Genomic DNA, 19,203 nt, shown 5'->3' on the forward strand with positions numbered 1-19,203 from the left:
CCCGCACACGCCCGTCACAGGCACGACAGACCGCAACAAAGGAGCGAGGATCGCCTGCGTCGCTAACGGGGGTTCCAGGGGGTCGCCCCCCTGGGAATCACGGCCCTATGGGCCACAGGTGCACTGGGACGTTGTCGCGTGTTCGTTCTGCGTATGAGCGGGTCATCATGCGGAGGGCGTCGTGGCGCGGGGTGCCGTAGGACTCCTCTATGGCGTCGACGGTGGCGATCTGCCAGGCGGCGCCGGTCTGGCCGGTGACGCAGCGGCGTTCGATGATGCCGAGGAGGCGGTCGCGGCGGGCCGGGTCGACGCCCCAGCGGTCGAGGCCCTCGTGGGCGAGGGGCAGGAGTTTGCGGAGGACGAGTTCCGCGGCGGGGACTTCGCCCATGCCGGGCCAGTAGAGGGTGGCGTCGAGGCCGTCGCGGGCGGCGCGGTGGAGGTTCTCTTCGGCGGTGGCGAACGACATGCGGGTCCAGACGGGCCGGTCGGCCTCGGCGAGCATGCGGACGACGCCGTAGTAGAAGGCGCCGTTGGCGACGACGTCGGCGGCGGTCGGCCCGGCGGGCAGCACGCGGTTCTCGACGCGCAGGTGGGGGCGGCCCTTCACGACGGCGTAGATGGGGCGGTTCCAGCGGTAGATGGTCCCGTTGTGGAGGGTGAGTTCGCCGAGTTCGGGGATGCGGCCGGCGTCGAGGACCTCGCGGGGCTCCTCGTCGTCGCAGAGCGGCAGCAGTGATGGGAAGTAGCGGGTGTTCTCCTCGAACAGGTCGAACACGGACGTGATCCAGCGTTCGCCGAACCAGACGCGGGGGCGGACGCCCTGCGTCTTCAGCTCGTCGGGACGGGTGTCGGTGGCCTGTTCGAACAGGGTGATCCGGGTCTCGTGCCAGAGCCGGTGCCCGAACAGGAACGGCGAGTTGGCGCCGACGGCGACCTGGGCGCCCGCGATGGCCTGGGCGGCGTTCCAGTAGGCGCCGAACTGGTCGGGGCTGACCTGGAGGTGGAACTGGACGCTCGTGCAGGCGGCCTCGGGGATGATCGTGTCGGCGTGCATGCGCAGCGGCTCGGGTCCGTCGATGTCGATGCGCATCTCCTCGCCGCGCGCGGCGAAGATCTGGTCGTTCAGCATCTTGTAGCGGGCGTTGGACGAGAGGGTCTCCTCGCCGATGTCGGAGCGCCGCAGCGTCGGCAGGATGCCGATCATGACGAGGCCGCCGCCGACCTCGCGGGCGCGGCCGTCGGCGTGCTCCAGATGGTCGCGGACCTCCGTCTCCAGTTCGCCGGTGCTCTCCCCGCCGAGTTCGCGGGGCGGAATGTTGATCTCCAGGTTGAACTGGCCGAGCTCCGTTGCCCAGGCCGGGTCGGCGATCGCTTTGAGGACATCCGCATTGCGCATTAGCGGATCGCCGATCGCGTCGATCAGATTGAGTTCGATCTCCAGCCCGATGTGGGGGCGCTCGAAATCGAACTGGGATTCGCCCAGCATGCGGGCCAGCACGTCAAGGCACCTGCGTACCTTCTCGCGATACCGCCGCCGGTCCTCGCCACTGATGGTGACCGAAGCCACGTCCCTGCCCATGTGTCCGTCCCTGTGCTTCGGAGGAACCGTCATAAAACGGGATGTCCCGGTGAGGGAAGGTGAAAACCCGACATCGGTTTTCGGGCTCCCCGGGAGTGAGCGACGGATAACGTGTGCCCGGGAGGGAGCATGCGCATGCGCCCCCGGTCCATCCGGGCCAGGGACACGCTCGCCGCCGCCGTGATCGCGGCGCTCGTCTTCGGCGTCACGGCGGCCGGTGCCGACGTCGGCTTGCGCGCGGAGGTCGAGGCCGATCACCTCCGGCAGACCCAGGTCGACGCCCGCCGGGTGAGCGGCGCCGTCCGCGACGGGTCGCTGGAGGGCACGATCCCGGACGACACCCGCGGCCGCATCCTGATCCAGGTCGTCGAACCGGGCGGCCGTGTGGCGAACGCCACGGCCGCCGCCACGGGACGTCCGCCGGTGAGCAGACTATGGCCGTCGAGCAACCTGCGCGTCCGCGACTTCACCGAGTGCCACGGCTCCTGGCCGGGCCGCGACTGCTATGTCGTCGAGGCCATCCGGGTCAGCACCGCGGCCGACTCCGTCGTGGTGTACGCGTCGGAGCGGCTGCCGTCCTATCTGGTGAACGGGTTGCTGGAGGGGGTGCTCGCGGCCGGCGTCCTGCTGCTCGCCGGGACCGCCGCGTGGGTCACCTGGCGGGTCGTCGGCCGCACCCTCGGCCCGGTCGAGGCGATCCGCGCGCAACTGGCCGAGATCAGCGCCACCGACCTGAGCCGCCGCGTCCCCGAGCCGCCCGGCCAGGACGAGATCGCGCAGCTCGCCCGCACCGCGAACGCGACGCTCGACCGGCTGGAACGGGCGGTGGGGCGGCAGCGGCAGTTCGCCTCGGACGCCTCGCACGAGCTGCGCAGCCCGCTCGCCGGCCTGCGCGCGAACCTGGAGGACGCCGCCGCGCACCCCGAGGACAACGACCTCCGGGAGGTCGTCCGGTCGGCGCTGCGCGACACCGACAGGCTGGAGTCGATCGTCACCGACCTGCTGCTGCTCGCCCGCATCGGCACCGGCGGGACGGCGGTGCATGAGCCGATCGACCTGGCCGAGCTGGCCGGCGCGGAGGTCCGCCGCCGCGCGGGCGCCGTGCGGATCGTCACGGAGCTGGCGCCGGAGGTGCCGGTCCGCGGGGTGCGGATGCAGCTCGTCCGGCTGCTCGGCAACCTGCTGGACAACGCCGAGCGCTACGCCGGCTCCACCGTCACGGTGGGGGCGGCCCGGCTGGACGGCCAGGCGCTGCTCACCGTCGCCGACGACGGCCCCGGCATCCCGTCCGCCGACCGGGAGCGCGTCTTCGAGCGGTTCACCCGCCTCGACACCGCCCGCAGCCGGGACGCCGGCGGCACCGGCCTCGGCCTCGCCATCGCCCGCGAGATCGCGCGGGCCCACGGCGGGACGCTCCGGGTCGAGGACGCCCCGTCCGGCGCCCGGTTCGTCCTCCGCCTCCCGCTGGCCCGCGCGAAACCGGACGACCGCGCCTGAAGACGCGGAAGGGCCGCCCGGTTTCGGGCGGCCCTTCTTGGCGAAGACTTTGCGCGGTCGCTCAGGCGCGGACGGCCTGGATCTCCAGCTGGATGTCGACCTTGTCGCTGAGCAGGGCCTTCTCGCCCTTCAGCGGGACGTTGAACTCGACGCCCCAGTCCTTGCGGTTGATGGTGGTGGCGGCGGAGAACCCGGCGCGCGTCCCACCCCAGGGGTCCTCGCCGACACCGTTGAACTCGACCGTGAGCGTGATCGGACGGGTGACGTCCTTGATCGTCAGCTCGCCGTCCAGGAGGTACTCGCCGTCCTCGACGCGCACGCCCTTGGTGGCGAAGGTCATGGTCGGGTACTTCTCGGCGTCGAGGACGTCGGAGGTGCGCACGTGCGCGTCCCGCTCGGGGTTGCGGGTGTCGATCGATGCGACCTGGATCTCGGCCGTCGCGGTCGACTCCGCCAGCTCCTCGGCGATCTGCACGGCCCCGGTGAACTCGGTGAACGTGCCGCGCACCTTGGTCATCAGGTGCCGGATCACGAAGGCGACCTCGGAGTGGTTCGGGTCGATGTTCCAGGTTCCGGCGGTCAGCTCGGGGGCGACGGCGGCGATGCTCATGGATGACTCCCGCTATAGTTGCTTGAAACTTCAACGACCTGTCGTAGGTTAGTTGAGGGTTCAAACACTTGTCAATCCCGGATTGTTCCGCGGGCGCCGGAACGGTTTCCCGGCGGGGCGCGCCGGGCCGCCGGCTCAGCCGGAGCCGCGCCGGAAGGCCGTCCGGTAGGCCGCCGGGCGCCGCCCGGTGTGCCGGGCGAAGAGCGCGGCGAAGGTGCCCGGGTCCCGGTAGCCGACCGCGGCGGCGACGGCGGCGACCGTCCGGTCCGTGGTCTCCAGCAGGTGGCGGGCGCGGCGGACGCGCGACGCCTGCAGGTGCTCCAGCGGGCTCCGGCCGGTCTCCGCGGCGAACCGCCGCAGCAGCGTACGGGTGCTGACGCCGAACTCCGCCGCCAGGGCGGCCAGGTCGTACCGGGCGCCGAGGTTCTGGTCGAGCCGCCGCATCACCCTGCGGGAGAACGCGTCTCCGGGCTGCGGGAGGAGCCGCGGGTCGACGTAGGGGGCCTGGGACGACCTCGCGTCGTCCACGAGCGCGACGCGCGCGGTCGTCCGGGCCACGCCGGGGCCGCTGTGCCGGCGGATCAGCTCCAGCGCGAAGTCGTACATGGCGCTGAACGCCGCCGTGGTCGTCACCCCCCGGTCGGTGACGACGAGGGACTCGGCCCGGACGTCGGCCTCCGGGCAGCGCCGGGCCAGCTCGTCCGCGAGGAGCCAGGCCGTCGTTGCGCGGCGGCGGGCGAGCAGGCCGGCCTCGGCGAGCAGGAACGCGCCGACGCAGATCGAGACGACGGCGCCGCCCGCGGCCGCGTGCGCGCGGATCGCCGCGATCTCGGGGCCGAGGGGCGCCAGCTCCGCGTCCACGTCGGCGCCCGGCACGAGCGCGAACCCCGGCACGACCAGCACGTCGACCTCGCGCAGCGGGGCGGCGGCCAGCACCGCGCCGCCGGACGCGGCGACCCGGCGGCGGGGCGAGAGGACCGCCGCCTCGTACCCGTCGTGCTCCGGCCCGGCGACGTGCGCCGCCATCGTCAGCAGGTCGGGGACGCCGAACACCTCGGACGCGAAGCAGCCCGGATAGGCCAGGACACCGACCCGCAGGGCGCTCATGTGGCGAGATTACCCCTGAACATGGCGATCTGGCCTATCCCGACGTGCGCGCCCGCGGCCGATGCTGGCGCTCATGAGCACCGACGACCCGATCACCGACTTCTCCCGCCGGCTCGTGGACGTGGACGGCGTGCGGAAGGCGGTCTACACCGCGGGCTCCGGCCCCGCCGTCGTGCTGATGCCGGAGATGCCCGGCATCAGCCCCGACGTCCTCCGCCTGGCGCGCTGGGTGCGCGACGCGGGCTTCACCGTCCTCGTCCCCTCGCTCTTCGGGAGGGACGGGGCGTATCCCACGGCGGAGGACGGCGAGCGGGTCGTCCGCCGCGCGTGCGTCAGCGCCGAGTTCCGGGCGTTCGCCGGGGGCGGCACCAGCCCCGTCACCGCGTGGCTGCGCGGGCTCGCCCGCCAGGCCCACGCCGAGTGCGGCGGCCCGGGGGTCGGCGCGATCGGGCTGTGCTTCACCGGCAACTTCGCGCTCGCCATGACGCTCGAACCGGCCGTCATCGCGCCGGTCGTGAACCACCCGTCGCTGCCGCTGGACGACCCCGCCGCGCTCGAACTCGGCGACGCCGACGCGCGCGCGATCCGGGACCGCGTGGCGCGCGACGGGCTGACGGTCCTCGCCTACCGCTTCGACGGCGACCGCTGGTGCACCGGGCAGCGCTTCGCCGCCTACCGGGACCTCCTCGGCGACGCGTTCGACGGCCGCGTCCTGCCTGGCGGCGCCGCCAACGCCGACCCGCCGCCGTTCTTCCGCGACGTGGTCGGGACCCCGCACAGCGTCGTCACCGCCCACCTCGTCGACGAGGACGGGCACCCCACGCTGCGGGCCAGGGACGAGATCCTCGCCTTCCTGACCGACCGCCTGCGCGGGGGTAGCGCACAGCGGTGACTTGTATTTACACAGTCAATCTTGTAAAAAAAGAGGCGACCATCCCCACCCTGAGAAGACGAGTGGTGCAAATGCCCCATGGAGTCGAGGTCGCCCTCGCCTGCGTCCTCCTCATCGCCGCGTCCGTGTGGGTCGGCGGGTTCGTCGCCATCGCCGTGGTCGCCCGCGTCACCGTCCGGACCCTCGACCCGTCCGCCCGCGTCGCGTTCTTCCGCGCGCTGGGCCGCAGCTACCTGATCGTCGGGACCACCGCGCTGGCGCTGGCCCTCGGCAGCGGCGCGGCCCTGGCCGCCGGCCGGCCCTGGGACGGCACGCTCACCGCGACCGCCGTGCTGGCCGCCGCCCTCGTCGCCGCGCTCGCCTTCGGCGTCCTGCAGGCGCGCCGCATGACCCGGCTCCGCCGCGACGCCCTGGCCCGCCCCGGCGACGCGCCGCTCGCGGCCCGCGTGCGGCGCGGAGCGCGCAGCGCCGGCCTGCTGCGCGCCTCGATCGGCCTCCTCAGCCTCGCCGTGCTCGTCCTGGGGACGATCCAGGCCGCCTGACCGCCGCCGCGCCGGTCAGCCGGACCGGGCGGCGAGACGGGCCTCCTCCTCGGCCTTCATGCGGGCCTGGCGGAGGACGCGTTCGGGGACCACCTCTTCCCGCGGGGCGGCCGGGGTGAACTCGTAGCGGTCGACGCCCAGGCCGCGAAGGACCGCCTGCTCCACCGGGGACGGGTCCGGCCGGTCGAATCTCATCGGCTCCGCCAGGGTCACCGGGGGGTTGGTGATGAAGCGCGGCAGGCGGAGCAGGTTCTGGGCCTTGGCGTGCAGGATGTACGGGTGCAGCAGGTAGACGTCCCCGGTGCGGCCGGTGGCCTCCACGAAGTCGGAGCACTGGCCGACCAGGTCGGGGTACGGGAACTCGTCGGGCAGGACGCCTTCCGGGTGCTCGGCGAGGAAGCGGGCGACGGGCCCGACCGAGTCGGCGGCGACGAACGTCGCCCCGCCCTGGTGGCGGACGTCCGACCAGAGGACGAGCGTGAGCAGGCCCTGCTCGGGCGAGTCGAGGAAGTGCCGGAAGAAGTCGCCGTCCTTGTGCCATTCGGGCGACTGGGCCGTCGGCGGCGACCAGGGCAGCTCCGACCCCTTCGACAGGTTGACCACGAAGCCGTCGCCCCAGTTGTACGGCTGCTCGATCCGGTCTTCGCCGCCCACGAGGTCGCAGACGGCGTCCCACGCCTTGGGCGCGAACTCCTTGATGTCCACTTCCCGATGGACGGGCAAATGGATCGCGGGCTCCGCCCAGGTCGACCTGTCGTCAGGGTCGTACCCGAGCCGGGTCCAGATGGTTCCGGTGTACTCTTCGGCGGCCTCCGGGGTGAAGCAGTCCCTGATGACGACGAATCCCCGGTCGAGGAAATGCTCTACCTGGTCTTCGCTGAGAATCCGATAGCCAGAGCCCATGATCCGGATGCTAACCCGGCGTCCCGGCGGCGTCGATCAGGTGGCGGCCCGGGTTTTGAGGGGGTGGGCGCTGCCGTCCAGCAGCGTCCGGGCGACCAGGGCCGGGTCGTCGGCCATGGGGACGTGGCCGCAGCCCTCCAGCCAGACGAACCGGGCGTTCGGCAGCCGGCGCTGCGCGCGGATGGCCTGGCTGCGCAGGAGCAGGCGGTCCTTCGTACCCCAGGCGATCGTGACGGGGACGTCCGCGCACGAGCCGAGGAAGCGGGTGGTGCGGCCCGCGCGCAGGGTCGGCTCGAAGCCGGGCGCCTCGCGCATCGCGCGGGCGTCGCCGGTGAGGGCCTCCAGGTCCATCAGGTCGGGGCGCCCGTAGATCATGCCGAACATCGCGGCGCGGCGGCGCGGGGACCGGGCCAGGCGGGTCAGGACGCCGTCGGGCACGCGGGCGCCGAGGCGGGACGCGCGCAGGACGGACGCGGCGTACCGCAGCTCGGCCGCGTTGAAGAAGCCGGCCGGGGACAGCCCGGTCGCGGAGCTGGCGAGGCCGCGGTCGGCGGCTTCGAGGGCGAACAGGCCGCCCAGCGAGTTGCCCGCGATGTGCGGCCTGTCCAGGCCGAGCTCGGCGAACGAGTCGGCGAGGACGGAGATGACGGTGTCGATCGTGTAGGGGGTGCCGGGCGGGAGCGGCGGGGAGTCGCCGAAACCGGGGAGGTCGACCGCGATCACGTCGCGTTCCTCGGCGAGCAGGTCCATGACGGGCGCCCAGCCCTGGCGGCGGTGCCCGATGCCGTGCAGCAGGACGAGGGGCGGGCCTTCGCCCCGGCGATCGAAGACGATGTCCACGGCCGAAGAGTAGGCCGGAAGTTACTTAGCGGTCACTAGTGATGCTCGTCACTGCGCGCATTCGGCGGGGCGGCGGTGCTCCAGGGCGGCGCGCAGCTGGGCGCGGCCCCGGTGGATGCGGGAGCGGACGGTCCCGAGCTTCACGTTGAGGGACGCGGCGATCTCCTCGTAGGAGAGCCCCTCGATGTCGCACAGGACGACGGCGGCGCGGTACTCGGGAGCGAGCGCGTCCAGCGCCCGCTGGATGTCGGCGTCCAGGTGCCGGTCGTCGTACGCCTGCGCGGGCGTCGGCTCGCGGCCCTGCAGGCGCTCGGCGGCCTCGTCGCCGAGGGAGTCGAACCGGATGCGCTGCTTGCGGCGGGCCCGGTCGAGGAACAGGTTCGTGGTGATCCGGTGCAGCCAGCCCTCGAACGTGCCGGGGCTGTAGGAGGACAGCGAGCGGAAGACCCGGATGAAGACGTCCTGCGTCAGGTCCTCGGCGTCGTGCCGGTTGCCGGTCAGCCGGTACGCCAGCCGGAACACCCTCGTGGAGTGCTCGCTGACGATCTCCTCCCACGTCGGCGGGGTCCACGCCATCGCGCCTGCGCTCACCACTACCCCCGTCTGATACTGAATCGTTACGGCCAAGCATGCCGGTACCCAGATAAGAGCCGTGTAAGGACCCCGTGAGTGGCCGGATGAGGCGATGTGGGGTGTGACTCATCTCATTAGACGGAATGCCAATAGGCATTGAGTTCGTCCGCCGTGCGCGAGCAGGATCGGTACCGTCCCACCCCGACCACCGCGAGGACGTGGCATGGCGCGAAGCTACAACCTGGCCGACCTGATCGAGATCCTGGCCGAGGCCGGGCCGGACCGTCCCGCCCTGGTCGCGGGGGACGAGCGGCGGACGTACCGGCAGCTCAGCGAGCGGGCGAGCCGGGTCGGGCACCATCTGGCGGCGGCCGGGGTGCGGCCCGGCGAGCACGTCGCGATCCTGTCCTACAACCGGGCCGAGTGGATCGAGGCGATGCTCGGCGCGTTCAAGATCCGCGCCGTGCCGATCCCGGTGAACTTCCGCTACGTCGCCGCCGAACTGCGGCACGTCCTCGCCGACTCCGACTCCGTCGCGCTGATCGGCGAGCGTTCGCTGCTGGCGAAGGTGCAGGAGATCCGCGGCGATCTGCCGAAGCTGCGGCACGTCGTCGTCCTGGAGGACGGGGCGCCCTCCGGCGGCCCGGAGGGTGAGATCCCCGGCGCGGTCGAGTACGAGAAGGCGCTCGCGGCGGCCGGCCCGGGCGACGACTTCCCGGCACGGTCCAGCGACGACCGCTACATCATGTACACCGGCGGCACGACCGGGTACCCGAAGGGCGTCGAGTGGCGCTGCGAGGACATCTTCTTCGGCGCGCTCGGCGGCGGGAACATCCTCGGCGACCCGGTCGGCAGCCCCGAGGAGCTGGCCGCCAACGCGAGCCAGCCGGAGGCGGCCGTCCTCGACTGCGCGCCCGTCATGCACGGCGCAGGCCAGTGGGTCGCGCTCATGAGCCTGTTCGGCGGCGCCAAGGTCGTCCTCTACACCGACCGCGCGTTCGATGCCGACAAGGCGCTGCGGCTGCTCGCCGAGGAGCAGGCGAACGTGCTGATGCTGGTCGGGGACGCGATGGCGCGGCCGGTCGCGAAGGCGCTGGCTAACGGCGGCTACGACACCTCCCCGCTGCTCGCGATCGCGTCGGGCGGGGCGCCGCTCACCGAGGGCGCCAAGCAGGCGCTCCAGGAGCACCTTCCGAACATCATGTTCCTCGACAACTACGGGGCCTCCGAGACCGGCACGTGCGGGCCGTCCGTCGGCGCCGAGGAGGGCACGGCCCGGTTCATGATGAAGCCGGGAATCACCGTCCTGGACGACGACCTGAACGTGGTGAAGCCCGGGGAGGTCGGCAGGCTGGCCCGCAGCGGGCACATCCCGCTCGGCTACTACAACGACCCCGAGAAGACAGCGTCCACGTTCTTCACCGATGCGGACGGCACCCGCTGGTCCATCCCCGGGGACTTCGCGAGCCTGGAGGAGGACGGCACGATCACCCTCCTCGGCCGCGGCTCCCTCGTGATCAACACGGGCGGGGAGAAGGTCTACCCCGAGGAGGTCGAGGTCGCGCTGAAGGACCACCCCGACGTGTACGACGCGGTCGTCGTCGGCCTTCCGGACGAGCGGTTCGGGCAGCGCGTCGCCGCCGTCGTCGCGCCCCGCCCCGGCGCGTCCGTCACGCTGGAGCAGCTCACCGAGTACTGCCGCGGCCGCCTCGCCGGATACAAACTGCCCCGGCAGATCACGCTGGTGGACGAGGTGCGGCGCACGGCCGTCGGCAAGTCCGACTACCAGTGGGCGCACAGCGTGTTCGCATAGCGGCCGCCGGCGGACCCGGCGCGGCCGGGTAAATGCGCCGCGCGCGCTTATACCACGGCTGCGCCCGCATTTCCCGCCGCCGAGCGGTCAAAAATCAATTGATGCCGAAGGGGCGTGTCTTGGGCGCGTTCCGGCGAATATCCCCGGCATGAATGGGGATCGGTTGATACCGCTCGCGCGACGGTATCGCCTGCTCTCTGTGGTCGGCAGGGGCGGCATGGGCACCGTCTGGCGGGCGTACGACGAGATGCTCGACCGCGACGTCGCGGTCAAGGAGGTCCATCTGCCGCCGCGCATCACCCAGAGCGAGCGCCGGGTGATGTGCCGGCGGCTGCTCGCGGAGGCGCGCGCCACCGCCGCGCTGCGGCATCCCGGCGTGGTCGCCGTGCACGACCTGATCATCGAGAACGGCCGGCCCTGGATCGTCATGGAGTTCCTGGAGTCGTCGTCGCTGAACCGCCTCGTCACCGAGAACGGGCCGCTCGGCGTGCGGCGGACGGCGGAGATCGGCGCGGCGGTCCTCTCGGTGCTCCGCGCGTCGCACGCGGCGGGCATCCTGCACCGCGACGTCAAGCCCAGCAACGTGCTGATCTGCGACGACGGGCGCGTCCTGCTGAGCGACTTCGGGCTCGCCGTGCACATGAGCAACGGCCAGGAACTGGCCGACACGATGCCCGCCGGCATCGAGGGGTCGCCCGCCTACCTGCCGCCGGAGCGGATCGACGGGCAGCCGAGCGTGGAGGCGTCCGACCTGTGGTCGCTCGGCGCGACGCTCTACATGGCGGTCGAGGGCTTCTCCCCGTTCCTGCGCTGCCACGCGCTCGCGTCCATGATGGCCGTGCTGCTCGGCGACTACGCGCGGCCGGTGCGCGCGGGCCCGCTGACCCCCGTCATCGAGGGGCTGCTGCGCCGGCGGCCGGAGGACCGGCTGACGGCCGAGGCCACCGCCGACCTCCTGCGGGACGTCATCGGCTCCCTCCCGGAACCGGGCATCACGCGGGCGACGGTCCCGAAGCAGGTGCGGGTCCCGGCCGCGCGCCGCGCACTCCGCGGCCCCCGCGTCCCGTGGACGCTGCGCAGCGGCCCCGGCGGTGCGCCGCCGCGCGGTTCGCGGCGTCCCCGCAGGCCGCCGCGGGACCGGCGGGTCCGGCCGCGCGCGCTCGTCAGCGTCGCCGCGCTCGCCGTGGCCGCGGCGGGCGCCGGCACGTGGGCGAGCCGGCCCGGCTGGACGTCGATCGGCCGGAGCGACGCGCTCGCGCTGCGCCCGGCGGCGGGCGTGACGGCCAAGACGTCGAAGTACCGCGAGGCGGGCGCCTACTCGGTGCGCGTGCCGGCGGGCTGGCAGGCCGAGCGGCGGGGTTCGGTCATGACCTGGAAGGACGCGTCGTCCGGGCGGGGCCTGCGCATCGCCCCGGCCACCGGTGACGCGCTGGCCGGGCTGCGCGCCGAGGAGCGCCGCGCGGTCGCGGAGCACCGCTATCCGGACTACCGCCGCCTGCGGCTGGAGCCCGCCCCAGAGGTCGTCGCGGGCGCCGCCGAATGGGAGTTCACCTGGCGGGACGACCGGCACGCCGGCGGCGAGGACGGCGTCAGGCACGTCCTGTGCAGCAGAGCGGCCGGGTACGAGTTCTGCTTCTACGCGTCCGACCCGGACTGGACGCCGGGCCAGCGCCTCTACGACAAGGTCCTGAAATCCTTCCGGCCGGAGAAGGGCGACTGAGGACGACCGGCGTGAGGGGCGTCAGGTGGTCTGCTGGAGGCGGAGGAGGAATTCGGCGTTGGAGGAGGTGCCCTTCATCTTCTCCAGAAGCTGCTCGACGGCCTGCTGCTTCTCCAGCCCCTGGAGGGCGCGGCGCAGGCGCCAGGAGAGCGCGAGCTCCTCGGCGGACATGAGCAGCTCCTCGCGGCGGGTGCCGGACGCCTCGATGTCGACGGCGGGGAACACGCGGCGGTCGGCGAGGCCCCGGTCGAGCTTCAGCTCCATGTTTCCGGTGCCCTTGTACTCCTCGAAGAAGACGTCGTCCATGCGGGAGCCGGTCTCCACGAGGGCGGTGGCGAGGATGGTGAGCGAGCCGCCGTTCTCGATGTTGCGGGCGGCGCCGAAGAACTTCTTCGGCGGGTAGATCGCGGTCGTCGCGACGCCGCCGGCGAGGATGCGGCTGCTGGACGGCGCCGCGAGGTTGTAGGCGCGGCCGAGCCGGGTGATCGAGTCGAGCAGCATGACCACGTCGTGGCCCTGCTCGACGAGCCGCTTGGCGCGCTCCACGGTGAGCTCGGCGAGCGCGGTGTGGTCCTGCGCGGGGCGGTCGAACGTCGAGTGGACGACCTCGCCGCGCACGGACCGCTGCAGGTCGGTGACCTCCTCCGGCCGCTCGTCGATGAGCACGACCATGAGGTGGACCTCGGGGTTGCTCTGCGCGATCGCGTTCGCGAGGGCCTGCAGGACCATCGTCTTGCCGACCTTGGGCGGCGACACGATGAGCCCGCGCTGCCCCTTGCCGATCGGCGCGACCAGGTCGATGACGCGGGTCGCGAGGGGACCGGTGTCGAGGCGGAGCCGCTCGTGCGGGAACAGCGGGGTCAGCTTGGCGAACTCGGGGCGGTGCGCCGCCTCCGCCGCCGGGAGGCCGTTCACGGTCTCGACGCGGGCGAGGGAGGCGAACTTCTCCCGGTTCGACTTGGGCGCCTTCGCGGTGCCCGCGACGGCGTCGCCGGGGCGCAGGTGGTGCGCCCTGACCTGGGCGAGGGAGACGTGCACGTCGTCCGGCCCGGGGAGGTACCCGGAGGTGCGGATGAAGGCGTGCTTGTCCTGGACGGCGAGGATGCCGTGGAACGGGACGACGGGCGCGTCGTCGGCGGGACGCCCCTGCTGCCGGCCGTCCTGCTGGTCGCTCTGCCGGCCGCCCTTCCGGCCGTTCTGCGCGGGCACGGTGTGCGCCTGCGCCCGCCGGCCGGTGGCGGGGCGTTCGGTGGTGAGGGTGGAAGTGGACATGCGGGTCCCTTCTCAGGCGGGTGCGGAGCGGTCCGCGCCGCCTGGGGTCGATTCCCGGGTACGGCGGCGGAACCCGCGGCGCGTACGCGAGAGGAATGCGAAAGATGCAGCTCGGTTCACCGGGCTGTCGTCGGCTCCCTTGTGCAGCGGTCCGGGACGGCGGTGTGCGCGCTCCGGGCCGGGAAAGTCACCGGGCGCTCAGATGGCCCGGGCGGGGAAGAAACGCCTTCGAGGCGATTCGCGAAAATCCGAAGACGATGTCTCGACAGTACAGCACTCGACGCGGGTTGTGCATTCCCCGGCTGCCGCCGATTGCGTTCATGCAGGCCGATCCCCCTGTGACGACGTGGCGCGGCGGAGTGTCGCAGGCGCGCGTCCCCCGACGCGCGCTGCCGTCCGATGCCGGTTATGACTCCGCGAACGCGGTGGGGGTTCCGCTCGGTTCAGATGCCCCGGGAACGACCGGCGGAAACGCGCTCCGTACGATGAGCCGGGTCGCAGCCGGAAAGGGGAGCCGAGAATGAGCATGGCCGCCGGGCTCGGCGTCGAGGTCGCCGGAGGCGTCGGGACGATCACCATCGACCGGCCGGCCAAGCGGAACGCCATGTCGGCGGACATGTGGCGGGCGCTGCCGGGCATCCTGGACGACCTGGCGAAGGACGACGCCGTCCGCGTCGCGGTGCTGACGGGCGCGGGCGGGAACTTCTGCGCGGGCGCCGACATCGCCGAGCTGGGCGACATCCACCGCGACGACGACTCGCATCTGTCGACGGTCGCCGAGCGGGCGCTCGCCGCGTTCCCGAAGCCGACGCTCGCCGCGATCGAGGGGTACTGCGTGGGCGGCGGCTGCCAGCTCGCGGCGGCCTGCGACCTGCGCTTCGCCGCCGCGGACGCCCGGTTCGGGATCACCCCGGCCAAGCTCGGCATCGTCTACCCGGCCGCGGCGACGACCCGGCTGGTCCGGCTGGTCGGGCCGTCCGCCGCGAAGTACCTGCTGTTCTCCGCGGACCTGGTCGGCGCGGAGCACGCGCTGCGGATCGGGCTGCTGGACGAGGTCGTCCCGGCCGGCGGCCTGCGCGACCGGGTCGCCGCGTTCACCGCGACGCTCGCGTCCCGCTCGCTGCTCACCCAGCAGGCGACCAAGGACATCGTGGACGCCATCGCCGCCGCCGGCCCGGTCGAGGAGAGGACGGCCAGGTGGCTGGCGGAGGTCGCCGCGAGCGGGGAGGCCGAGGAGGGCGTCGCCGCGTTCCTGGAGCGCCGCCCGCCCGCCTTCACCTGGACGTCTCCCGCTCGTTGAGGCTCGCGCCGTCGACGGCGGGCCGGTCCGGCAGGGCGCAGAACCGTCCCTCCGGGAGCCGGTGCAGGCGCCGCGCGGCGGCGGCCGGGTCGGCGAGCAGGCCGCCGGGGGCGCCGCGCAGCTCGGCGAGCGGCAGCACGCCGCACACCAGCGACTCCGGCGTCCGGACGATGAGGAGCGGCCCGATCTGCGCGCCGCCCCGTTCGGCGCCGCGCAGCGCGCCCAGCAGGCCGCGCGCCTTCCCGGTGGTCTCCCGGCAGCCCGCGCGCAGCGCGGCGACGAGGTCGACGAAGTCGCGCTCCAGGGCGCGCGGGCTGCGCCCGGACAGGTAGTAGCGGTCCCGGTCGGTCAGCTCGACGCGCAGCCCGCAGTGCTCGGCGAACCGCTCGTAGGGGCCGGCCAGCGCGGGCCGCGCGCCCGCCGGGTCGGCGGTGAGGCACCCGGCGACGAACTCGGCGGGCTCGGCCCCGAGGGACGCGGCGACGGCCTGGTCGAGCCGCCCGACGAGGTGCGCGCGCAGCGCGGCGACCTCGGCGGCCAGCCGGTCGAGGGCCGCGCGCTGCTCGTCGGCCGCCTCCCGCTGCTGCTTCAGCCGCCCGCCGACGTCCGGCAGCAGCCGCTCGTTGATCTGCGCGACCAGCGACCCGATCCGCGCGCCGGCGGCGGCGAGGGCCTCCCGGTCGCGCTCCTGCTCGGCGGCGAGCCGGTCGAGCCGCTCCCGCTGCGCCGCGCGGAAGCCCTCCAGCTCGTCCCGGGTGCCGGTGAGCTCGCGGAGCCGGGCGCGGATGTCGGCGATCTCCGGCGCGCCCGGGGAGCGGCGGCGCTCGAACGCCAGGTACAGCTCCCGGCCGGCGATCGCCAGGCACAGCAACACCAGAACCACCGTCATCGCGCCCTCCCCGGGCCGTCTCGCGGAGCACACTATGCCACCGGTACCGCCCGGTACGGCCCGCGGCGGCCGCGAAGATCACCCGGACGGTTCCGGCGCGGCGGGAGCTAGCGCCGGCCGTTGAGGTAGGCGAGCACGGCCAGGACGCGGCGGTTGTCGTCGCCGGTCACGGGCAGGTCGAGCTTGGCGAAGATGTTGGCGGTGTGCTTGGTGACGGCCCGCTCGGTGACGACGAGCCGCTCGGCGATCGCCGCGTTGGACCGCCCCTGCGCCATCAGCTCCAGGACCTCCGTCTCACGCGGGGTGAGCCGGCTCAGCGGGGTGTCCCGGGTGTTGCTCGCGACGAGCCGCGAGATGACCTCCGGGTCCATCGCGGTGCCGCCCGCCGCGACCCGGCGGACCGCGTCCACGAACTGGGCCGCGTCGAACACCCGGTCCTTCAGCAGGTAGCCGATCGCCCCGGTGCCGTCCGCGAGCAGCTCGCGGGCGTAGAGCTGCTCCACGTACTGCGACAGCACCAGGACCGGCAGGCCCGGAACCCGGCGGCGCGCCTCCAGCGCCGCCTGCAGCCCCTCGTCGGTGAACGACGGCGGCAGGCGCACGTCGACCACCGCCACGTCCGGGCGGTGGTCGAGCAGCGCCTTCAGCAGCGAGGGGCCGTTGTCGACGGCCGCCGCGATCTCGAAGTCGTGCGACTCCAGCAGGCTGACCAGGCCCTCCCTCAGGAGGGCGAGGTCTTCGGCGAGGACAACGCGCACGGCAGCTCCAGCGTCACGATCGTCGGGCCGCCCGGGGGCGAGCTGAGGGCGAGGACGCCGTCGAATGTACCGATTCGCCGCTCGATGCCGCGCAGGCCCGTTCCGCCGTCCAGGGTGGCGCCGCCGCGCCCGTCGTCGGTGACCGTGACGCGCAGCATGCCGTCCTCGTACCGCAGGTCGATCCAGACGCGGGACGCGCCGGAGTGCTTCGCGGCGTTGGTGAGGATCTCCGACACCGCGAAGTACGCGGCGGACTCGACCGGCGGCTCGGCCCGCCCCGGCAGCTCCCCGCTGACCTCGACGCGCATCGGGTTGTCGAGGGCGAGCGCCTTCACCGCGTCGCCGAGCCCCCGGTCGGCGAGCACCGGCGGGTGGATGCCGCGGACCAGGTCGCGCAGCTCGTGCAGCGCCTTCGCCGACGTCGCGCGGGTCTCGGCGAGCAGCAGCCGCGCCTTCTCCGGGTCCTTGTCGAGCAGGTGCTCGATCGCGCCGAGCGTCATGCCCATCGCGACGAGCCGGGCCTGCGCGCCGTCGTGCAGGTCGCGCTCGATGCGGCGCAGCTCCGCGGCGGACGCGTCCACGGCCTCCGACCGGGTCTCGGTCAGGTGCCGGACGCGCAGCGCGAGCTGCGACTTCTTCGTCGGCCCGAGGATCGCGCGGCCCCAGCGCCCGTAGGCGGACATCATCTTCGGCCCGATCGCGTACCCGATCACGATGCAGGCGGTCGCGACGACCACGGTGGACAGGACGCGCCCGGAGTCCCGGCCGTACCCGCGCGTGACGTGGATGTACGTGTACCAGTCGCTGCCGCCGTATTGGCCGATCAGGTCGCCGGCGAACGCGGCCAGCAGGTAGCCCCAGACCCCGTAAAGGATCAGCATCGCGGGCAGCGCCGCCGTGAACAGCGCGACGAAGGGGTCGGCGACGACCCACAGGTAGTCCCGCCAGGTGGCCGGGTCCGAGATCAGCGCGATGAACCGCTTGAACATGCCGTGCAGGCCGGGCTCGTCCTCCGGCTCGGGCAGGTACGGCCGCTGGATGTTCGCGTCCGTCCACTTGTTGATGCGCTCCCGGTACGCGTCCAGCTGCGTGCGCAGCAGCATCACCGCGGACGGGAACAGCAGCACCCCGATGAAGCTCGTGATCATCGAGACGACCGTGATGAACCACAGCCCGACGAGCGTCGCCGGGAAGGCCAGCAGCCACAGCGCCAGCCCGCGCCAGGGCGCCTTCGCGTGGCGCAGCCAGCGTGCCTCTTTCACCAATCCACCGCTCACCGGATCCTCCGTGGTCTGCCTGCCATCCGGAGTCCAGTCTTCTGGCGCGCCCTCACGTCCACAGTGTGCCCGCAACCCGAGAGGGGGTGTACCTATGTCCACCCCGGGACGCCGGTTAGAGCCATGTCGGCCCGGGTGCGCGCTTCCTAGCGTCGTTGGGTGTCACCCCGCAGACCACTTCGACCAGGGGACCCCATGAAACGAAACATCGCGGCGACGCTCGGCGGCTGGAGCGCGCGGCACCGTACGGCGGCCATCCTCGGCTGGCTGCTGTTCGTCGTCCTGGCCACGGTGCTCGGCGGCGCGGCAGGCCAGGTGACGATGGCCGACCACGAGCAGGGCACCGGGCAGTCGGCGCGGGCCGAGCAGATCATCGCCGAGGCCGGCGTCGACGACCCCGACCACGAGACCGTGCTCCTCTGGGGCGCCGCCGCGGACTCGCCCGAGATGAGGCGGGCGGTGGCGGACGTCCGGGCGAACGTCCGGGCCACCGGCGCGATCACGGACATGCGCCCGGACCTGGTGTCGAAGGACGGGCGCCACGTCATCGTCCAGTTCACGTTGCGGGAGTCCGGCGAGCCGCTACCGGCGATCCGGGACGCGGTGGAGAAGGCGGAGGACGCCAACCTGCGCGTCACCCGCTGACCGCGAACGAGATAGGCTCCGCGGCCCCCGCCGACGGGCGGCCGCGGAGCCTCTACAGCGCGACGAAGGTGAGGCCGCGCTTCTTCAGTTTCGGGATGACGGTCTTCAGAGCCTTGATGGTCTGGCTGCGGTCGCCGCCGCCGTCGTGGCAGAGGAGGATGCTGTTCTCCTTGCCCTTCAGGAGGGCGCGGCGGATGTGGCCGACGCCGGGGCGGGCCCAGTCGCGGGGGTCCACGGCCCAGTCGACGGGGAGCATGCCGTGCTCGGCGACGAGGTCGAGCACCGTCTTCGACCACGCGCCGCCGGGGGAGCGGAAGAACTGGGGGACGACGCCGGTGACGTCCGCGATCCGGTCGCGGGCCTCGACGATCTCCTTGCGGACGCGCTTCTTCGACAGGTTCGCGATGGTGATCGGGTGGGTCTCGGTGTGGTTGCAGATCTGGTGGCCGGCGTCGGCGATGCGGCGGGTGAGGCCCGGGTGCTCCTTCACCTGCTCGCCGATGATGAAGAAGGTCGCGCGGACCTCGTGCTCGGCCAGGAGGTCGAGCATCCTCGGGGTCCAGGTGGGGCTGGGGCCGTCGTCGATCGTGAGGGCGATCGACTTCGGGGGCGCGGGCGGCGCCAGGTCGGAGAGTTCGCGGACGGGCTTGTCGAGGGCCGCGAGCTTGCCGGGCGTCCAGGACGCGGGCCGCGGGGTGGGGGTCGGCGTCGGGGTCGGCGTCGGATGGATCACCGGTCTCGCGCGGGGCGTCGCCGCGGGCGAGGCCGCGGCCGGGGAACCGCCCGGGGAGCGTGCGGCGTCCGCGCCGAGCGCGGTGAGTCCGGCGGCCGCGCCGAGCAGCCAGAGTGCTTTGCGGCGGGATGTCCCACCTGACTCATCAACCTCCACAAGTCCCACGCTATCGAGGTTTTAACCGGGTAGGAGTGCGCTATGGCATCACAATCGGGCCTATTGGGCGGCGGATGAGCGCGGCGCGCCCGCGCCC

At 73.1% G+C, this 19,203-nt stretch carries 17 protein-coding genes and 1 pseudogene; 7 read left to right on the top strand and 11 right to left on the bottom strand.

The window, feature by feature from the left end; all coding sequences use genetic code 11:
• Window positions 1-97: 97 nt before the first annotated feature.
• On the bottom strand, window positions 98-1,498 hold the full coding sequence (locus ABTW95_RS16380; protein WP_396447932.1) for a glutamate-cysteine ligase family protein: 1,401 nt from the start codon (window positions 1,496-1,498) through the stop codon (window positions 98-100).
• A 210-nt stretch (window positions 1,499-1,708) separates the two neighbouring features.
• On the opposite strand from ABTW95_RS16380, the gene ABTW95_RS16385 reads away from it, so the two are divergent.
• On the top strand, window positions 1,709-3,076 hold the full coding sequence (locus tag ABTW95_RS16385) for a sensor histidine kinase (protein WP_500226672.1): 1,368 nt from the start codon (window positions 1,709-1,711) through the stop codon (window positions 3,074-3,076).
• Window positions 3,077-3,137: 61 nt separating this feature from the next.
• Here the strand turns inward: ABTW95_RS16385 and ABTW95_RS16390 are convergent, their stop codons facing one another.
• Together ABTW95_RS16390 and ABTW95_RS16395 are read right to left on the bottom strand one after the other, a co-directional pair.
• Complete coding sequence (locus tag ABTW95_RS16390; protein WP_396447934.1) at window positions 3,138-3,686, bottom strand: YceI family protein; 549 nt, start codon at window positions 3,684-3,686, stop codon at window positions 3,138-3,140.
• Between the two features lie 135 nt (window positions 3,687-3,821).
• Entirely contained in the window at window positions 3,822-4,793 is a 972-nt protein-coding gene (locus ABTW95_RS16395) for a GlxA family transcriptional regulator (protein ID WP_396447935.1), read from the bottom strand.
• A 73-nt stretch (window positions 4,794-4,866) separates the two neighbouring features.
• Between ABTW95_RS16395 and ABTW95_RS16400 the strand changes: the two genes are divergently transcribed.
• Entirely contained in the window at window positions 4,867-5,685 is an 819-nt protein-coding gene (locus tag ABTW95_RS16400) for a dienelactone hydrolase family protein (protein WP_500226673.1), read from the top strand.
• Window positions 5,686-5,756: 71 nt separating this feature from the next.
• Window positions 5,757-6,227, top strand: a complete 471-nt coding sequence (locus ABTW95_RS16405) for a hypothetical protein (RefSeq protein ID WP_396447937.1) — start codon at window positions 5,757-5,759, stop codon at window positions 6,225-6,227.
• 15 nt (window positions 6,228-6,242) lie between these two features.
• On the opposite strand, the gene ABTW95_RS16410 is transcribed toward ABTW95_RS16405, so the two are convergent.
• The 3 genes from ABTW95_RS16410 to sigE are packed head-to-tail and all read right to left on the bottom strand — an operon-like array spanning window position 6,243 to window position 8,546.
• A complete protein-coding gene (locus tag ABTW95_RS16410) occupies window positions 6,243-7,130 on the bottom strand; it encodes a phytanoyl-CoA dioxygenase family protein (protein WP_396447938.1) in 888 nt (295 codons plus the stop codon).
• 36 nt (window positions 7,131-7,166) lie between these two features.
• Window positions 7,167-7,970 carry an alpha/beta fold hydrolase gene (locus tag ABTW95_RS16415; RefSeq protein ID WP_500226674.1) on the bottom strand — a complete coding sequence of 268 codons (804 nt, stop codon included), beginning with the start codon at window positions 7,968-7,970 and terminating at the stop codon, window positions 7,167-7,169.
• 48 nt (window positions 7,971-8,018) lie between these two features.
• Window positions 8,019-8,546, bottom strand: a complete 528-nt coding sequence (gene sigE / locus ABTW95_RS16420; RefSeq protein ID WP_500226730.1) for an RNA polymerase sigma factor SigE — start codon at window positions 8,544-8,546, stop codon at window positions 8,019-8,021.
• A gap of 220 nt (window positions 8,547-8,766) precedes the next feature.
• Here sigE and ABTW95_RS16425 point away from each other — a divergent pair, with 220 nt between their 5' ends.
• Both ABTW95_RS16425 and ABTW95_RS16430 read left to right on the top strand, forming a co-directional pair.
• Window positions 8,767-10,356, top strand: coding sequence for an acyl-CoA synthetase (locus tag ABTW95_RS16425; protein WP_500226675.1), 1,590 nt, complete (start codon window positions 8,767-8,769; stop codon window positions 10,354-10,356).
• 148 nt (window positions 10,357-10,504) lie between these two features.
• Window positions 10,505-12,076, top strand: a complete 1,572-nt coding sequence (locus tag ABTW95_RS16430; protein ID WP_396447941.1) for a serine/threonine-protein kinase — start codon at window positions 10,505-10,507, stop codon at window positions 12,074-12,076.
• Between the two features lie 21 nt (window positions 12,077-12,097).
• Here ABTW95_RS16430 and rho read toward each other — a convergent pair.
• A pseudogene (rho, locus tag ABTW95_RS16435) lies at window positions 12,098-13,270 on the bottom strand (transcription termination factor Rho); the annotation flags it as partial.
• Window positions 13,271-13,868: 598 nt separating this feature from the next.
• Here rho and ABTW95_RS16440 point away from each other — a divergent pair.
• On the top strand, window positions 13,869-14,648 hold the full coding sequence (locus ABTW95_RS16440) for an enoyl-CoA hydratase/isomerase family protein (protein ID WP_396447942.1): 780 nt from the start codon (window positions 13,869-13,871) through the stop codon (window positions 14,646-14,648).
• On the opposite strand, the gene ABTW95_RS16445 is transcribed toward ABTW95_RS16440, so the two are convergent.
• The 3 genes from ABTW95_RS16445 to ABTW95_RS16455 form a co-directional block, all read right to left on the bottom strand.
• Complete coding sequence (locus ABTW95_RS16445; protein WP_396447943.1) at window positions 14,623-15,537, bottom strand: hypothetical protein; 915 nt, start codon at window positions 15,535-15,537, stop codon at window positions 14,623-14,625. The two genes, ABTW95_RS16440 and ABTW95_RS16445, sit on opposite strands and share 26 nt — an antisense overlap.
• A gap of 107 nt (window positions 15,538-15,644) precedes the next feature.
• Window positions 15,645-16,295: a LuxR C-terminal-related transcriptional regulator gene (locus tag ABTW95_RS16450; protein WP_396447944.1), complete on the bottom strand. Its 651-nt coding sequence runs from the start codon at window positions 16,293-16,295 to the stop codon at window positions 15,645-15,647.
• Window positions 16,259-17,572: a sensor histidine kinase gene (locus ABTW95_RS16455; protein WP_500226676.1), complete on the bottom strand. Its 1,314-nt coding sequence runs from the start codon at window positions 17,570-17,572 to the stop codon at window positions 16,259-16,261. The genes ABTW95_RS16450 and ABTW95_RS16455 overlap by 37 nt, the downstream gene beginning before the upstream one ends.
• Before the next feature lie 195 nt (window positions 17,573-17,767).
• On the opposite strand from ABTW95_RS16455, the gene ABTW95_RS16460 reads away from it, so the two are divergent.
• Complete coding sequence (locus ABTW95_RS16460) at window positions 17,768-18,217, top strand: hypothetical protein (protein ID WP_500226677.1); 450 nt, start codon at window positions 17,768-17,770, stop codon at window positions 18,215-18,217.
• 52 nt (window positions 18,218-18,269) lie between these two features.
• On the opposite strand, the gene ABTW95_RS16465 is transcribed toward ABTW95_RS16460, so the two are convergent.
• On the bottom strand, window positions 18,270-19,106 hold the full coding sequence (locus tag ABTW95_RS16465) for a polysaccharide deacetylase family protein (RefSeq protein WP_500226678.1): 837 nt from the start codon (window positions 19,104-19,106) through the stop codon (window positions 18,270-18,272).
• Window positions 19,107-19,203 lie beyond the last annotated feature (97 nt).

Source organism: Spirillospora sp. NPDC127506 (assembly GCF_040302145.1).
GTDB lineage: Bacteria > Actinomycetota > Actinomycetes > Streptosporangiales > Streptosporangiaceae > Spirillospora.

Excerpts from the sequence above, each read along its gene's own strand:
- ABTW95_RS16385 (WP_500226672.1), top strand. The coding sequence starts at position 1,709 with ATGCGCATGCGCCCCCGGTCCATCCGGGCCAGGGACACGCTCGCCGCC.
- ABTW95_RS16390 (WP_396447934.1), bottom strand. The coding sequence starts at position 3,686 with ATGAGCATCGCCGCCGTCGCCCCCGAGCTGACCGCCGGAACCTGGAAC.
- ABTW95_RS16395 (WP_396447935.1), bottom strand. The coding sequence starts at position 4,793 with ATGAGCGCCCTGCGGGTCGGTGTCCTGGCCTATCCGGGCTGCTTCGCG.
- ABTW95_RS16400 (WP_500226673.1), top strand. The coding sequence starts at position 4,867 with ATGAGCACCGACGACCCGATCACCGACTTCTCCCGCCGGCTCGTGGAC.
- ABTW95_RS16405 (WP_396447937.1), top strand. The coding sequence starts at position 5,757 with ATGCCCCATGGAGTCGAGGTCGCCCTCGCCTGCGTCCTCCTCATCGCC.
- ABTW95_RS16410 (WP_396447938.1), bottom strand. The coding sequence starts at position 7,130 with ATGGGCTCTGGCTATCGGATTCTCAGCGAAGACCAGGTAGAGCATTTC.
- sigE (WP_500226730.1), bottom strand. The coding sequence starts at position 8,546 with ATGGCGTGGACCCCGCCGACGTGGGAGGAGATCGTCAGCGAGCACTCC.
- ABTW95_RS16425 (WP_500226675.1), top strand. The coding sequence starts at position 8,767 with ATGGCGCGAAGCTACAACCTGGCCGACCTGATCGAGATCCTGGCCGAG.
- ABTW95_RS16430 (WP_396447941.1), top strand. The coding sequence starts at position 10,505 with ATGAATGGGGATCGGTTGATACCGCTCGCGCGACGGTATCGCCTGCTC.
- ABTW95_RS16440 (WP_396447942.1), top strand. The coding sequence starts at position 13,869 with ATGAGCATGGCCGCCGGGCTCGGCGTCGAGGTCGCCGGAGGCGTCGGG.
- ABTW95_RS16445 (WP_396447943.1), bottom strand. The coding sequence starts at position 15,537 with ATGACGGTGGTTCTGGTGTTGCTGTGCCTGGCGATCGCCGGCCGGGAG.
- ABTW95_RS16460 (WP_500226677.1), top strand. The coding sequence starts at position 17,768 with ATGAAACGAAACATCGCGGCGACGCTCGGCGGCTGGAGCGCGCGGCAC.